Here is a 16,951-nt window from a genome sequence, read left to right as displayed (position 1 = left end):
CTCATCTATCGCTTCTGCTCAATTTAGATCTTAAGTAAATCCTTTAAAGCGTAAAGCTGTTGTAATGCTTCACGTGGACTTAAGTTATCGATATCAATATCTGCTAAGGCATCAAGTACGGGCGATGTTTTTTCAACTTCAACTACGCGTTCAATGACTTCAGGCTCTGCGAGTGCCGAGAATAGATCGGTTTGTACAGCCGTATTGAGTTGCTGTTTTTGCTGAGTTTCTAATATACGAAGGCGATTTTGCGCTTCTTTGATCACAGCTGCAGGAATACCTGCAAGCTTTGCCACCTGTAGACCATGACTTTGACTCGCCGGGCCTTGTTGAACTTTATGCAGTAAGATCAGGTTGCCATTTAGCTCACGAGCAGTCACATGATAGTTATCTATATTGGCGTCTTTGCCTAACTCGGTGAGCTCAAAATAATGCGTTGCAAATAGGCATAAACATTTAATGCGACGGGTGAGATCGAGCACACATGCCCACGCCAAAGATAAGCCATCATAGGTACTCGTACCACGTCCGACTTCATCCATCAGTACCAATGATTGATTGGTCGCATGATGTAGAATCTGTGAGGTTTCAGTCATTTCCACCATGAAGGTTGATTTGCCTGTAGACAAGTCGTCGGCAGATCCTATACGGGTAAATATCCGATCGATCGGCCCTAATACGGCAGATTGGGCAGGGACAAAGCTACCACAGTAGGCTAATAAGCTGATTAAGGCAGTTTGGCGCATAAAGGTCGATTTACCGCCCATATTTGGCCCTGTGATAATCGCCATGCGGTGATTAAAGTCCAAACTAGTATCATTTGGAGTAAATGCTGATTTGCTCAGAGATTCCACAACTGGGTGACGTCCGGCTTTGATTTTGATCCCAACTTCAGGGCTATATTCAGGACGTGACCAATTTCGTAATCGAGCTTGATGGGCAAAATTAGCCAGTAAATCAATTTGCGCTATAGCGGCGCTCATCATTTGTAAGTTGCCAATATCTGCACGTAACTCATCAAGTAATAGCTCAAAGAGCATTTTTTCGCGCGCTAATGCACGTGACTCACTCGAAAGCACCTTATCTTCAAAAGATTTCAACTCAGGGGTAATGTAGCGTTCAGCATTTTTAAGGGTTTGGCGGCGAATATAATGATCAGGTGCTTGTTCAGCTTGTGCGCGAGTTAGTTCAATATAGTAACCACTAACTCGGTTATAACCAATTTTTAAGGTTGAAATTCCGGTTTGTTCACGCTCTTTGATTTCGAGATCAATGAGGAATTGTCCCGCATGGTCACGAATTTTACGTAGTTCATCAAGTTCAGTGTCGAAACCCTCGGCAATCACATTTCCATCACGTAAAAGCACTGGCGGGTTTTCTACGATGGCAGACATGAGACGCTCATGTAAGCCGTGAAAATCACCCATTTCATCATTTAACTGAGCGATCAGCTTAGATTGGTGTGACTGAATGATCGGTTCAAGTGCATGTCGAAGATAGGGAATTTGTGCACAAGTTTGACGTAACTGAACTAGGTCTCGTGGACGAGCACTGCCGAGAGCTACACGAGATAGCACACGTTCAATATCGCCAATTTCTTTGAGAACTAAGCGGATCGGAGACTCATGATAGCCTTGCAGCATCGCTTGTGATGCATCTAAACGTGCATCCAATAAAGCGGTATCTCGTAAAGGCTGCATCAAGGTACGACTCAATAGGCGGCCGCCCATCGCAGTTTGGCAATCATTGATTAGTTGGAACAGGGAAGTACCATGTTCAAATAGGGGATCAATCAGTTCTAAGTTACGACGAGTGACGGGATCGAGCGCCACGAAATCACTACTTTGTTCGAGTTGAATGCTGCGGATATGTGGTAAAGCGGTTTTTTGAGTGACTTTTGCATAGTGAATCAAAGCCGCTGCGGCAGCTTTCGCCAAAGGCAAATGGTCAATACCAAAACCTGAAAGTGTGGCTACTGCAAATTGGTCACACAGCGTTTTTTGCGCGTTATTTAAATTGAAGTCGACGTTTGGACGTTTAGTGACAGGGCAGTCTAATTGACGTTTAATTTGCTCGACAATATTCGGATCAATAAGATCTTCATCAATCAAAATTTCGCTCGGCATTAAACGAGAAAGTTCGATTGCCAATTGTTCCAGTTGATAGTCCATTTGCTGAACTTTGAAAATACCTGCACTGAGGTCTAGTAAAGCAATCCCGATTTGATTTTGTTGTAAGCAGATCGCGACTAAATTTGAACTTTGATGGGAGGCAATCAGTGCATCGTCCGTTAATGTCCCCGGGGTAATGATACGGACAATTCCGCGCTCAACCGGCCCTTTGCCAGTTACTTCACCAATTTGTTCGCAGATCACCACCGTTTCACCTTTTTTTACAAGGCGGGCTAAATAGCCTTCAGCTGCGTGGTACGGGACGCCAGCCATGGGAATAGGCTCACCATTGGCTTTACCACGATGTGTCAGTGTAATTCCTAAGAGTTTTGCTGCTTTATGCGCATCTTCAAAAAAGAGCTCATAAAAATCACCCATCCGATAAAACATCAGTGAATGCGGATTTTGCATTTTGACTGACATGTACTGTTGCATCATCGGGGTCAGGGTTGAAAGGTCAACTTTGGAATTATCAGCTTGCATGAAACGAAATACCTTAAAATAAAAATTTGTGCGCTGCTAAACGAAAAACACTGTTTTGATGAAAATTGGATTTAGAAAAAGTCCTTATATTTATATTGTCTCTTCATTCAAAACCACAGGTGCACGTTAACAAATCGTGTTGCTGATTCTAGCAAAAAAAGTGACAGGAAAATGCCAGAAAAGGTTTGTCTGCATGTAAAAAAAGCAGTCAAAATATTATTTATAAACGCTAAAAAGTCTGTGTGTAAATTCAACAATGGATCAATTCATAAAGCGATAGACTGACTCAAATATCAAGCTGCGCTTCAGCCTACGCTAATCGGTATTGGTTTCGACCACTGCCTTTTGCAAGGTAAAGCGCTTGATCGGCAGCCAATATAAATTTTTGAATTTGATCAGATTCAGATGGAATGATCGTTGCCGTACCGATGCTAATCGTCACAAATTTTGAAATATGGCTGGCTGGATGTGGAAGTTCGAGAGATTGAATACGGTGTAATAAATCGGCTGCCAAAGGTTCAATCTCAGCTTCAGTTAACATTGGAAAGAGGAGTAAAAACTCTTCTCCACCGTAGCGCGCAGCTAACTCACCACTTCTATTGGTAATTTGAGATAAGACCTCTGCAATTTGGGTCAGGCAGATGTCACCCGCCTGATGTCCTAAATGATCATTATAATTTTTAAAAAAATCGATATCGATCATCATGATGCTTAACGGTTGTTGATGACGTAGGGCATAACGCCATTGCTGTTCTAATGCTTCAGATAACTGACGACGGTTTGCAAGCCCAGTCAATGGGTCATGCTCTGTCATTTTTTTCAATTGTTCAGATTGTTTTTGCATCTCATTTTGATGCAGTTCAATAATACAATTTTGTAAGAAGTTTTCACGGTGTTGACGGTCAATTACATAGGCAATCGCCATACCCAGAAAGCTACTATAGGTATAGGTACGATTTAAGAACGTCCAGACAATTTGAAAATCAAAAGCTTTAGTAATGATGTATCCAATCAAGCCACCGCACCAACCCGCAACCACGGCAGTATAAAAACGCATACCAACAAAGGCATAGATGATGACCACGGCATACATCATGGCAGCATGTAATAGCGCATCATTGTGATCATTACCAATCATAGTAATGATGATAAATGTGATCGCAACAGCGCACATCGAGCCTAGACAAGTATAAACATTAAAATAAGGGTTTAATGCGGAACAAAAGATAAATCCCATGCAATCAGAATGATAAACACTATCCAAATATACTGAGGAATCTACAAAACTGCGTTATGGGATCACTTGATAAATCCCCGCACATGACAGGGCATACCGGAGAAAAATAATGATTCCGCGAAAACAAAATTTTTTCGCCGCTTCATCGCGGTAGAGCGGTTGATAAATGGATTATAAACTTGACGTAATATATACTTTATTCAATATAGTTATGATTTAACCCCAATTTCGTCTAGATGAAGGGACTTAAAGCCTTATAATTTCATAATTCGATATGCTCATAAAAAATCAGGAAATGGGCACAATATTTTGTCTTTATTTTACAATAATTTATCTCCAATATGAGGTTTATGTAAAGTTTAACGAGTGCCTTTGAGTTTTAAAATGATTAAAAAAGCTTATATAGTAATTACGTGAATAATGGCATATTCAAGTAAATGCAGAAATAAAAAAACCGATCCTGAGATCGGTTTTAAAATATGTAGATCGATTTAAATGCTGTATTGCCTTATGGTTTATAGAGGCCAAGTTCAATCAAATGCAAACGTAATATACGGCGTAGTTCGAGTACAGCTTCAGGGGTTTCTTGAATCGAATGACCCCCTTTAATGATTTTTTCTGAAACAGCACCCTCTAGATGAGCACTAGTGTATGGTACAATATCATCCGTCATAATATTTTTATCTTGACTGTTGGTGTTATTTCCCATAATTGAATGAAACTTCAAACCCTTACGCGGCTGAATATTTTCAGTGAGCGCGATAAATTTTGATTGATGACTTAAGTCACTTGGTCCATTTTGGATCAAGCCATGGTCAATTTCACGAAATAAATCTTTCAGGTCTTCTTCTTGAGTTAACACATCACCCATGGCCGATAAAAAAGCTCCTGGGAGTTTAATAATTTTTCGAGCGGCTTTGGTAAACCAGCGATCTGCATATTCTGTACCGCGATGAGGTGCAGCTAAAAAAATTGCACGGCTGAAATTTGGAATATCTTCAATCACCATACGTTGCTTCACTACTGGAATATTTCGGTACTGATTTAATTGACGTGAATTCATCATTTTCAAAGCTGCTTGCGTGGTATCGGCTTGGCTGACAAGTAGTCGTGCAATAATGCCGCCCATACTATGACCGACTAGAACAGCATCTTTTTTAGCCGCGGCATTGGCGTCTACTTTGCTAAAGGTCTGAGTCAAAATGGAATAAATTTGGAAGCGGCTTTCAATAATCGGCATATTAGTTGAATAGAAGACTTGCCACACTTGATAATGTTCACGTAGCACTGAATCGCCCATAATATCGTTAGTCAGACGAATCCATGCTTCAGGGCTGCTAGCAAGACCATGTACCAAGACGATAACTTTTTTGTCAGGATTATATGGTTCAAGCATGTAGAGATGCGGCATCGTCAGTTTTTCATCTCGGTCAATCAGTGATAAATAAGCTGCCTTACCCAAGTTATTTTGTGCTAACCAAAGACCATATGGAGCAGAAAAATTGGCTGCAAGGGCATAGTTTTTATTGGCAATATTGACCTGTTCATATTTGTACGGGTCGTAAGCCTTAATTTGAAACTCATGCTGATTTAAAATTTGATCAACTGAAGTTGTGGTGCTTACAGGTTCCGCTGTTAAGGTTGCAGCTAAATAGCGCGCTTGATGGATATTAGGGTTTGAACCAGACGGATATTTAAAATCTATTGGGTTGATAATGTATTTGGCTTTGCCTGTTTCAACTGTATGTTCTTCAGGTAAAACCACAAGGAATTCGGAACCAAAACCATCTCGGCGGGTAATTGAACGTAAACCTGAGAAGTTGAGGTTATAGGTTGACATCAATTGTTCAATTTTACGATTTTTGAGTTCTGGGTAATGGCTGAAGTCAATATGATAGGTGGTTTGTCCGACTTTGATCTGTTGGGTGACTTCTTGCGGTTTATAACGTAGTGCATAGCTGCTAACCAGTTTAGCAATCCCTTGATTATAGAAATCTCGGATTTGAACTTGGCGGTTATCAAAAATACGGTCAGCAGGCGCACGTTTGGTTTTAAACATATAGGCGTAGCTATAGCGAATACTTTTATCCAGTAGCGTCAGCTGTTGATCTAAACATTTGTTATAAGTGTCTTGTTCAATTTTTTGTTTTTCTTCTGATTTGTGGCTATTGAGAAGACCTAATTTACAGGCTGAAGAAGACTCATATTCGATGGCTTTGGCTAAATATAATTCACTTGCCGTAGACAATAATTGTTCATCTTGAATTTGAGGGATCTGTTGTAGTTCATCAACACAGGCTTTCGGGTCTTCTATACACGCTTTGGCTTCACGACCTGTCATCGACAAGACATTTAAACTGGCTTCGCTGAGTTTGTTTCGAGAAATAATACTTTCACGTTCATTGGCAATAGAAACGTTGAGTTTTTGGTTTTTGACACTGACGACCTGACATCCACTCAGTACGCTGGTACTCATGATTCCAAGGAGCAGTATTGTTTTAGTATTTAGCTGCATAAAGGGGTCGCACATTGGGTTGAATATTTTCAAATCATACGATAATTGTCAGGATTTTCAATTCGCCTTAAATGAAAAAAGACCGTTAAAACGGTCTTTTTTCAAAAGAATTTTCTAAATCGTTACAATTAAGATGTAGCTTTAGGTGGATTTAGAACTTGCCAAACATTCCAACGGCCTTGCTTTTCAATTTCTTGAATTAAGCGGTCAGCGACTTCGCCTTCTTGTGGGTATTTGACTTTATAGTTCTTTAAGACCTGAATTGCGTTCTTTTTTTGTTCCATCGCAATGTAGTTATTTGCTGCAGAAAGATACGCTTCTTGAACACCCGCTTTCATCGCTTTGTCTAGGTATGGAATCGCTTCACGTTGACCGCCACCTTCAGATAAACCGAAACCGAACCAGAAATTTGCTTCAGCATCATCTTGGTTGATTTTTAAAATACGCTGTGCATAAGTTAATGATTTAGTGGTGTATACAGAACCTAAGTCGAGGTTACGTGCCATCACACTGGCTTTAAATGCACGAACTAAAACATCAAAAGAAGCGTTGTCTTTAGATGCAAGGGTATCTAATTTTTGCGTCACTTCTTTAAGTTTAAGTTCAAACCCTTTACGTTCTTGGCGTTGAACAAAACGTGGTGGATAGTGACGTGCTTTACCTTCAACGAGCTGTAAGAAATCATCAATTTCAGTAATGTCGATTTCATTGTCACCCGCTAAAGCAGCAAATTTCATTGAACGTACTTTGCTGTCTACAATTGGAATAATCAGACGGTTTTCTTCGAGTGTTAATTGCTTAGATGGGTCGGTTGGGCTAGTTACCACCATCTTAGTCACAGGCTGTGCTGCAGCTTTTTGTAAATTTAATTCAAAAGGAGGTGGTGCATCGTAGTTAAATGGGTTGAGTGCGTAGAAAGGTGGAGTCAGTTCAGGCTCTACAAAAATCATGGCATCTTTAGGTGCATTATTCTTAGTTGGGGCGCTTCCACAAGCGGCAAGGGTTAAAGCAATACAAGCAACTGCCAAGGGCTTAAGCGTCATATGATTCATCCATTAAATTTATTTTATACAAAAAAGCATGTTGGTCAGTCTAAAAAAACTCTGAACAACATGCAAGTTAAAGGCAACTTATTCTGATTGCTTTTGGTTAAGCCTTAGATTGACTACTTTGAGCTTCGCATTCGCGGCGCACATCTTCAATGATTTTAAGTTCTTCCTGACTAAAAGGTTGTTCATTAAGCTGTTGCTTTTTGAACGTTGGGTCAAGGAGAGACAAACGCTGACACAAATTATTCATACGTTTTTCATTGTGCTGAATACGATCTAACAATACACGCATACCTTCTAACATCGGGTCAGTTTGGTCTTGTGTTGCAGCATATGGTTGGAAACCAATACTTTCTGCATAGTCGCGACGACGGGTTTCAGCTTCATCTTTTGGTTTATCTTTGGTGATAAAGCGTGCTGGATTACCTACAGCGGTAGTATCCGCAGGAACTTCTTTGGTCACCACGGCATTTGAACCGACTTTGGCATTTTTACCCACCGTAAATGGGCCCAAGATCTTTGCACCAGCGCCAACCACTACACCATCTTCCAAAGTTGGGTGACGTTTGCCTTTGTTCCAAGTCGTACCACCTAAGGTCACACCATGGTAGAGGGTGACATCATCACCAATTTCAGCTGTTTCACCAATCACCACACCCATACCGTGGTCAATGAAGAAACGACGACCGATTTTCGCACCCGGATGAATCTCAATGCCTGTGGCAAAGCGGCTAAAAGAAGACAATAAGCGGGCTGAGCCTTTACACTCTTTTTTCCAAAGTTCATGTGCCATACGATGCATGATTAAGGCATGAATTCCTGGATAAGTCGTTAAGACTTCGAGCGTATTTCGTGCAGCAGGATCGCGCGCGAATACAGCCTGTATATCTTCTTTGAGCTGCTTAAGCATTAGATTGATCCTCATTGTCTGTAGATTTTTTCCATGTTCCGTTATTTAATGCCTGTACTCGGCTAAAGATGCCACGTAATAAGTGGTATTCCATACGATCTAATTGTATACGTCCAAATAGGCGACGCAAGCGTAAAGGTAATAATCTTGGATTTTTTGGATCCATAAATTCAATCTCTGCCAGCATTTTTTCAATATGCGGGTAGAACTGTTCCATCATTTCATGGGTCACTAACGGTTCATCCCATTCCATATCAATGTCATCTGTCACATGCATATTGGCATCAGGATTTGCCGTTAACTCAGTATGTGCAAGGGCAGCCATACGCATTTCATAGCAAATGACTTGAATCGCTTGGGCAACGTTTAAGACGCCATATTCAGTATTTACTGGAATAGTGACGTGGTAGTTGGCCATTGCCAATTCTTCATTGGTCAAACCACGGTCTTCACGGCCAAATACTACGGCAATTTCTTGTTGTTGTTCGCAGACCGCTTTGAGAGACATTTCGGCAGCAGGGCGAGCGTCAAGTAAAGGCCATGGAATGGTGCGACTACGTGCACTGGTCCCAAAGACAATATGACAATCTTTAATAGCATCTTCTAATGATTCAACAATTTCAATTTGATCTATTAAATCGACAGCACCGGCAGCCAAGGCATTAATGTCAGGATGCGGGTAAGTCTTAGGTGCAACTAAGACCAGCTTTGAAAGTCCCATGGTTTTCATGGCACGTAATGCACTACCAATATTTGCGGGTAATGTTGTATTCACCATGACAATACGCACATGGGAGAGATGTGCTGAAACCGCAGCATTGTCAGTTTGATTCATGATATTTCCAATTTGTTTATTTAAAAAAGCAGTTCAAACAGCGTTTAAACTTTAAGAAAATTGATTGGCTTCTGCTTGGTATAAATCCATGGCATCATCCATGCTCATTCCATCTGGCGGTGGAGGAACTTGCGCAGGAATAGAGGCTTGTTCATAACTCACCGCCTTGGCTGCTTTGGATTTGACATGATATTCGACATGCAAAGATTCTTTGCCGAAGTAGTCACGCAGCTTAGACAGTAATTCATCTAGTGGGGCAACTTTCCAGTTTAAGCCCAAATGAATGTCGGCCGTCGCATATGGATAGTCAATATATAACTGCACAGGTATATGCGTACACATATCGACATTGCAGAAAGGCAGTAAAATATTTTGGATGTCGCGTGAGAGCGTTTTACTAAAATGTTCCGGCGTTAATTTGATTTGAATCGCATTGGCACGTTTTTGACGGATTTCATTCAAACTGAAGGCTTTAGTTAAGCGACCCATTGGCCGATCAAAACCTTCACGTTCGTAAATTTCACCTTCAATCACCACCACTTTTTCGTTTTGAATCACGTCTTTGAAGCGGTTAAAACGTTCGTGATTCGCAGACACTTCAATACGTGCTGTACCATCATCGAGCGTTACCATCATGCGGTTTGGGAAGTTGGCAACATCGACCACTAGGCCTGCAAATACTGTAGTGACACCACGACGTGTAGGGGTAAGTTCATTAATGCGCTGTGAAATAAAGGCTTTTAACTCTGGGCGATACACATCAATCGGGTGACCTGTTAAATATAGGCCGAGTGTGTCTTTTTCACCTTTAAGACGAACTTCATCTGACCACGGTTTGACAGGTTTGGCAGGTTTACGCTGAACTTCTTCCACTTCGCCAAACAAGTCCATCATGCCTGTTTCGCGGTTAGTGCGTGCTTGATCCGCCGCTTGAACGGCTTCAGGGAGCTGTGCCATCAAGTCAGCACGTTCTAAACCTAAACAATCCAGTGCGCCACCACGAATCAATGCTTCAAGGGTACGTTTATTGATTTTTTTCAGGTCAATACGATGACAGAAGTCGAACAGGTCTTTATAGGGACCATCTTGGATACGTGAGTCAATCACAGACTGCATGGCAGCTTCACCGACACCCTTGATCGCACCTAAACCATATACGATGGTTTTTGGATCGCTGGCATGGAAATTATATAAAGACATATTGACCGAAGGTGGCAAGACTTCGAGACCATTAATACGACAGTCATCGATCAAGAACACCACGTTATCGGTATTCTGCATTTCCGAGGTCATCACTGCTGACATAAATTCAGCAGGGAAATGTGCTTTTAACCAAGCGGTTTGATATGCAACAAGGGCATAGGCTGCGGCATGGGATTTGTTAAAACCATAGCCTGCGAATTTTTCCATATAATCGAAGATATGGTTGGCCGTATCTGCATCAATACCTTTGGTTGCAGCACCTTCAGTAAAGATCTGACGGTGCTTAATCATTTCTTCGACTTTCTTTTTACCCATGGCACGACGAAGTAAATCCGCGCCACCCAAGCTATAGCCAGCACAGAACTGCGCTGCCTGCATTACCTGTTCCTGATACACCATAATGCCGTATGTCGGTTCAAGGACACTTTCTAGTAATGGATGTAAGTATTCAAACTCGCCACCATGCATACGGTAAATAAAGTCAGGAATCAGATCCATCGGGCCTGGACGGTATAAAGACACGAAAGCAATAATTTCTTCGAACTTACTTGGACGTGCCTCTTTCAGCATTTTTTTCATGCCGACGGATTCAAACTGGAAGACCGCAGTGGTATTTGCATCTGCGAACACAGCATAGGCAGGTTTGTCATCCAAAGGAATTAAGGAAATATCGACAGGTGTAGTGATATCTGGACGGGCATTAATGTGCTTAATGGCATCTTCAATTACCGTTAAGTTGCGTAAGCCCAAGAAGTCGAATTTAACTAGACCTGCAGCTTCCACATCGTCTTTATCGAATTGGGCTACACGGTTAGTTCCATCTGCATCACATAGGACAGCCGAATAGTCAGTTAACTTAGTTGGTGCAATAACCACACCACCGGCATGTTTACCTGTGTTACGGGTAATGCCTTCAAGTTTGAGTGCCATTTCCCAAATTTCGGCTGCATCGTCGTTATCTGGGTTAGATGGATTGGTGACAATGTCTTTGAGTTGTGGTTCGGCCTCAATGGATTCTTCCAAACTTAAACCTAAAGGCTTGGTCGGAATCATTTTAGAAATACGGTCAGCCAAACCATAAGATTTACCCAAGACACGCGCTACGTCACGAATTGCACCTTTTGCCGCCATGGTACCGAAAGTTGCAATCTGAGAGACCGCATCTCGACCATAAGTGCGTGCAACATAGTCAATAACACGGTCACGACCTGCAATACAGAAATCGACGTCAAAGTCGGGCATTGATACACGTTCAGGGTTTAAGAAACGCTCGAACAGTAGGTCATAACGTAGTGGGTCTAGGTCAGTAATTTTTAAACTATAGGCAACCAAGGAACCTGCACCCGAACCACGGCCTGGACCAACAGGCACGCCATTACCTTTAGACCATTGAATAAAGTCCATGACAATTAGGAAATAACCTGGGAATTGCATGGTCAGGATGATCCCGACTTCATAAGCCAAACGTTCATCATAAGGCTTACGAATTTCTGGCCAGTCGTCACCACGTTGTTCGACAGGGTACAAATGCGCTAAACGTTCTTCTAAACCTTCTTTTGATAAATGTTCAAAATAGGTGTCAATTGTATGGCCTTCAGGAATTGGATAATCGGGAAGGTCATGGAAGCCTAAACGTAATGACACATTACAGCGTCGCGCAATGTGATAGGTATTTTCTATAGCCGTTGGAATGTCTGCAAACAGCTCCGTCATTTCCTCGGCAGTTTTAAAATACTGTTCAGGACTGTAATTTTTAGGGCGACGATTGTCACCGAGGACATAGCCATCGGCAATACAAACGCGTGCTTCATGTGCCTCGAAATCTTCTTTACGTATAAAATGCACATCGTTATGAGCAACCACACCAATGTTAAATTTCTTCGCAAGTTTTACTGCTTCGTGAATAAAGTCTTCTTCACCCGAGCGCTCAGTTCGTGTAATCGCTAAATAAACACGATTGCCAAATTTTTCGACCCATTCAGCTAACAGTGGTTCAGCTTTTTGCGGGTTGGAAGAGCAAAGCATTTTGCCGACATCACTTTGCATACCCAGTAAAACAATCAAGTCTTGGTGTTGATTTAAAATCCAATCTTTTTTTACGCAAGGAATATCAAGCTGTTGACCTGAAATATAACCTTCAGAAACCAACTCTGTTAGACTGCGCCAACCTTTATTGGTCATCGCTAGAAGAGTAGCTTTGTGTTCAGCATCATTCAAACGAATGGTTGAACCAAATATGGGTTTAATGCCTTTATCTAAGCACTTTTTATAGAATTTTACAGCAGCATGTAGATTTGAAAGGTCAGTAATGGCCAGAGCGGGCATTTCATCTGCAGCTGCAGCTTTTACAAGATCAGGTATACGTACAATAGATTCAGTAATGGAAAATTCTGTAAAAATACCAAGATGTACAAAGTGCATAGATGAGTCCCTGCGAAAACAGCTGCTGATTTTAGCATGCTCTGAGATCAAACTTGCGTTTATTGCATGGCTTTATGCAGATTTATAAATTCACTGTTTAATCAATAAACGCTGTATGACAAGCACCATTTAGCAAGCAATACCTTGATTAACTGAAAAGGCAGTTAATTTGCCATTTTTAAAGTTGAATGCTAGATTGCCAATATAGGGTAAATCATAATTTTGCGGCTCTTTCAGCACAGATTTGGCATGAGTCGGTGAGAGTAAAATCACATAAGCAATTTCATTGGGATTGGCGGATTTTGCACTTTTGGGAAAGTCTTTTTTAAATTGTAGAAAGTTATATTGGCTTGTCAGATGTTTTGACCCAATTTGAATTTTATCGCGTATTTGAGTGGATTTATCCCATTCCATCCAAACATCCCCTTTGGTTTGTCCAAGTTGGGCGAAGCTGCTTTTATTTTTATAGAATGAATCATTCTTAACTTGAGGATTGTCCTCTGCATAAATTTCAAATTTTAGAAATTTACCTTTTGATGTGACATGAAATTCAGTATTGCCGGCACATTCTGAATATTCATATTTAAGCTTTACTGGATTTTTGCTGATTAATGCATTTGCTTTTGATGCAGGCAAGGGTAAGGCTAAGTCAACATCATTTACCTTAATACTAGTGACATAGTCATAATCAGCAATGGATGCAGATGCAGCTGAAGTGATCAATATCCCCGTTGTGAAAAAAATTTAAGCGGAAAATTTGTGCTGTCAGTGTAGTTTCCATGGGGAATATAAAATCCTGTTCTTTTGATATTTTGTACTCATTCAAGTTTTTGTAAACGTAATATTGAAGGTTATATTTTAAATTTTATGGTGTTGCTAATTTTCCGTCAAAATAATTTAGAGTTAAAGAAATTTTGGTTTAATTACGGCATTAAAACTAAGTTTTATAAACAAAAAAGCCCTCCGAAGAGAGCTTAAAGATATGAATTGCGCAGGCCTAGCGTAATTTTGATAACCAGTCACCCAGACTTTGTACGATTTGCACCAAGATCAATAAGACGATCACGGTCATGATCACCACGCTACTATCAAAACGTTGATAACCATAAGAAATAGCAAGGTCACCGATACCGCCTGCACCTACTGCACCCGCCATGGCCGTTGCCCCAATTAAGCTAATGGTTGCAGTCGTTAAGTTTAAAATCAAAGAGCTACGAGACTCTGGTAGCACAAATTTAGTAATGATTTGCAGCGGAGATGCGCCCATCGCTTGAGCAGATTCAATGATGCCGTCATTTACTTCGAGCAACGATGTTTCAATCAGACGACCAATGTAAGGACCAACATAGATTGTGAGCGGAACAATCGCAGCCCAAGTCCCAATTGATGTCCCTACAATGACTTTGGTCAAAGGAATGACCGCAATCAAGAGGATAATAAATGGCAATGAACGCAGCGCATTCACTATCGGGTTCAAACCATGGTAGATGACACGGTTAGGCAAAATGCCTTGTGGACGTGAGACATATAAGATCACGGCCTGGATGAAACCCCAAATACAGCCGAAGAGCATGGCAAAGAACACCATGTGAAAAGTTTCTTGTAGGGCAGTGACGAACTGATCCATAGACAAAGAACTTTTCCAAAAGGGTGCTGTAATTTGAGTCAGCCATTGAACAATTAAATCTCTCATTGCTGAACTCCTGCTTGAGTGACTTCAACCCCATGTTGTTCTAAGAACGCCACCGCTTGTTGAATCAATGCTGCATCACCTAATAGCTGAACGAACATTTGTCCAATCACCGCACCATTAATTTCAGTCATATTGGCAAACAAAATATTCAGGCTAATATCAAACTGTTTAATTACCGCCTGAATGACAGTTTCCTGTGCTGAACTACCGAGGAATTTCAAACAATAAATACTGTTATGATTTTGATTTTCTAAATTATTTAAAATATTAACAGGGAGCTGTTGCTGCAATACAGTTTGAATAAAGTTTTTGGTTGTATTGTGTTTTGGTTGACTAAAAATCTCTAAGGTTGAGCCATGTTCAATGACTTTACCTTGTTCCATTACCGCAACATAATCACAAACGGATTCAATCACATCCATTTCATGAGTGACCATGACAATAGTAATGCCTTGTTCTTGATTGATTTTCTTTAATAACGCCAATACCGATTTGGTGGTTTGCGGATCGAGAGCAGAAGTTGCTTCATCACACAGTAAAATTTTAGGATGATTGGCTAGCGCACGGGCAATCCCGACACGTTGTTTTTGACCACCAGAGAGCTCATCTGGATAAGCATTTTTCTTATGTTTTAAGTCAATAAATTCGAGCAACTCTTCTAAACGTTTTTGGCGTTCAGCTTTAGCTACACCTAAAAGTTTAAGCGGCATTTCAATATTTTCTGCAACAGTTTTGGTTTGCAGTAAATTGAAGTGCTGGAAGATCATGCCAATATTGGTTCTTTCTTGACGCAGCTCTGCCGAATTTAAAGCAGTAAAGTCTTTATCATGAATAATAATTTGCCCTTCACTAGGACGTTCTAGCAAATTAATTAAACGGATTAAGGTACTTTTGCCTGCACCACTGTAGCCAATTAAACCGAAAATACAGCCATCTGGAATGTCCAGATTAATCTGATCCAGTGCTGTAACGGTTTGGCCTTTTAGCTCAAAATGCTTGGAGATATTTTTAAATCGGATCATAGCGTCAAAAAAGGGTTCAAAAATGAAAAAACAGGCAAAGTAAACTTTGCCTGTTTATTTGAAGAAATTATATTACTATTTTGCTTCAGTGAGGTAGCTAGTTGGTTTGTTTACATCAATTTTAGTACCACCAAAATGTTCATCGATGTAAGCTTTAACAGCTGGAGTGTGATAAAGCGCGCCTACTTTTTGTAGTACTGGGTCATTTTGACGGTCAGCAGCAACAGCAAGAATGTTCACGTTCATTTTTGTACTTTGATCGATTGGCTCATAGTAAACCGCATCTTTTAGTACGTTTAAACCACCTTCCATTGCAAGGGTATTACCCAAAACAATCGCATCAACTTCGTCTTTAACACGAACCGCAGTCGCCATTTGGATTGGCTTGATTACGATTTTCTTCGCATTTTCAGTGACATCAGCAGGTGTGCCTTTTACATCGTCAAAATCTGCTTTAAGTTTGATTAAGCCAGCAGATTGAAGCAGTAATAATGCACGTGATTCGTTTGCACCATCATTTGGAATCGCAATGGTTGCACCTGTTTTAAACTCTTCAAGTTTTTTGACTTTGCTTGAATAGATACCCATTGGTTCTAAATAAGTTGTCGAAAGCGGTGCAATTTTATCTTTATTGTTGTCATTAAACGCAACCATATAGGCATATGACTGGAATGCATTAACATCAATTTCTTTGTTCGCTACAGCAGTGTTCATAGACACATAGTCAGTAAAGTTTTTCACTTCAAGTTTAATGCCAGCTTCTTTGGTTTCAGGAAGCGTAGCAATATAGCGCCAAATATCAGCATCTGAACCAGTCGAAGCCATGGTAACAGTTTGCACTTCTGCAGTGTCTTTTTGTTGTGCGGCGTCAGTTGCAGGAGCTTCTTGTTTACCACAGCCTGAAAGGCCCACAGATAAACCGAGAACTAATCCTAGGAGCTTTTTCATATATTCACCCGAGTAAATTTATAAAATTAATAAATTCACAAATCATATTATGGAGAGATTTACTTAAGTCTTTTATCAGACAGGCTGATAGATGCTTAATAATTTAAAATGCTACACAGACTTATACAATTAGATCTGAGTCTATTTCCAAATGGGAAAAGATAGCCATTGCAAGCTGCTGTAAACAAAAGATTTAATAAAGCAAATCTCTATATTTCACTAGGCATCATATCAATTTTTTATTATTCAATATAGTGATTTAAAAAGTTATGCTTAGCACCAAAAATGTATATGTAATATGTTTAATTAAATAATTTAATAAGTAAAAACAATATATTAGATCTCTTTCATAAATCAAAAAACGATCTTCTTTTTGGTTAATATTTGCACTCCGGATTTCTTAGCATTCGTGCATAATCTGCGGATGAAATACATCGATTCAAACAAGCTTTCTGATCCTCAGT

Annotated in this window: 11 protein-coding genes; all 11 read right to left on the bottom strand. The window is 40.4% G+C overall.

The window, feature by feature from the left end; genetic code table 11:
* Positions 1 to 23: 23 nt before the first annotated feature.
* On the bottom strand, positions 24 to 2,654 hold the full coding sequence (gene mutS / locus FTU38_RS09720; protein ID WP_180111057.1) for a DNA mismatch repair protein MutS: 2,631 nt from the start codon (positions 2,652 to 2,654) through the stop codon (positions 24 to 26).
* A gap of 310 nt (positions 2,655 to 2,964) precedes the next feature.
* Positions 2,965 to 3,792 carry a GGDEF domain-containing protein gene (locus tag FTU38_RS09715; protein WP_373683986.1) on the bottom strand — a complete coding sequence of 276 codons (828 nt, stop codon included), beginning with the start codon at positions 3,790 to 3,792 and terminating at the stop codon, positions 2,965 to 2,967.
* Positions 3,793 to 4,399: 607 nt separating this feature from the next.
* A complete protein-coding gene (locus FTU38_RS09710) occupies positions 4,400 to 6,367 on the bottom strand; it encodes an esterase/lipase family protein (RefSeq protein WP_373683987.1) in 1,968 nt (655 codons plus the stop codon).
* 167 nt (positions 6,368 to 6,534) lie between these two features.
* Positions 6,535 to 7,449, bottom strand: a complete 915-nt coding sequence (locus tag FTU38_RS09705) for an ABUW_2363 family tetratricopeptide repeat lipoprotein (protein ID WP_168377627.1) — start codon at positions 7,447 to 7,449, stop codon at positions 6,535 to 6,537.
* 106 nt (positions 7,450 to 7,555) lie between these two features.
* The gene (cysE, locus tag FTU38_RS09700) at positions 7,556 to 8,365 is read right to left on the bottom strand and encodes a serine O-acetyltransferase (protein WP_180007755.1); all 810 of its coding nucleotides are present in this window, start codon (positions 8,363 to 8,365) and stop codon (positions 7,556 to 7,558) included.
* A complete protein-coding gene (locus FTU38_RS09695; protein WP_078193553.1) occupies positions 8,358 to 9,200 on the bottom strand; it encodes an RNA methyltransferase in 843 nt (280 codons plus the stop codon). The genes cysE and FTU38_RS09695 overlap by 8 nt, the downstream gene beginning before the upstream one ends.
* 51 nt (positions 9,201 to 9,251) lie before the next feature.
* Positions 9,252 to 12,824, bottom strand: a complete 3,573-nt coding sequence (gene dnaE, locus FTU38_RS09690) for a DNA polymerase III subunit alpha (protein WP_180007757.1) — start codon at positions 12,822 to 12,824, stop codon at positions 9,252 to 9,254.
* Between the two features lie 129 nt (positions 12,825 to 12,953).
* Positions 12,954 to 13,547 (bottom strand): hypothetical protein, encoded by a 594-nt coding sequence (locus tag FTU38_RS09685; protein WP_218948469.1) that lies wholly within the window; start codon positions 13,545 to 13,547, stop codon positions 12,954 to 12,956.
* A gap of 274 nt (positions 13,548 to 13,821) precedes the next feature.
* A complete protein-coding gene (locus tag FTU38_RS09680) occupies positions 13,822 to 14,517 on the bottom strand; it encodes a methionine ABC transporter permease (protein WP_078188742.1) in 696 nt (231 codons plus the stop codon).
* Positions 14,514 to 15,539 carry a methionine ABC transporter ATP-binding protein gene (locus tag FTU38_RS09675; RefSeq protein WP_180111055.1) on the bottom strand — a complete coding sequence of 342 codons (1,026 nt, stop codon included), beginning with the start codon at positions 15,537 to 15,539 and terminating at the stop codon, positions 14,514 to 14,516. Before FTU38_RS09675 ends, FTU38_RS09680 begins: the two co-directional genes overlap by 4 nt.
* Positions 15,540 to 15,614: 75 nt before the next feature.
* On the bottom strand, positions 15,615 to 16,487 hold the full coding sequence (locus FTU38_RS09670; protein ID WP_180007758.1) for a MetQ/NlpA family ABC transporter substrate-binding protein: 873 nt from the start codon (positions 16,485 to 16,487) through the stop codon (positions 15,615 to 15,617).
* Positions 16,488 to 16,951 lie beyond the last annotated feature (464 nt).

Source organism: Acinetobacter sp. YH12098 (assembly GCF_013419235.1).
In the GTDB taxonomy this organism is placed as follows: domain Bacteria; phylum Pseudomonadota; class Gammaproteobacteria; order Pseudomonadales; family Moraxellaceae; genus Acinetobacter; species Acinetobacter amyesii.
The sequence above is the reverse complement of the archived record's forward strand: the minus strand, read 5'-3'. Positions and strand labels throughout refer to the sequence as shown.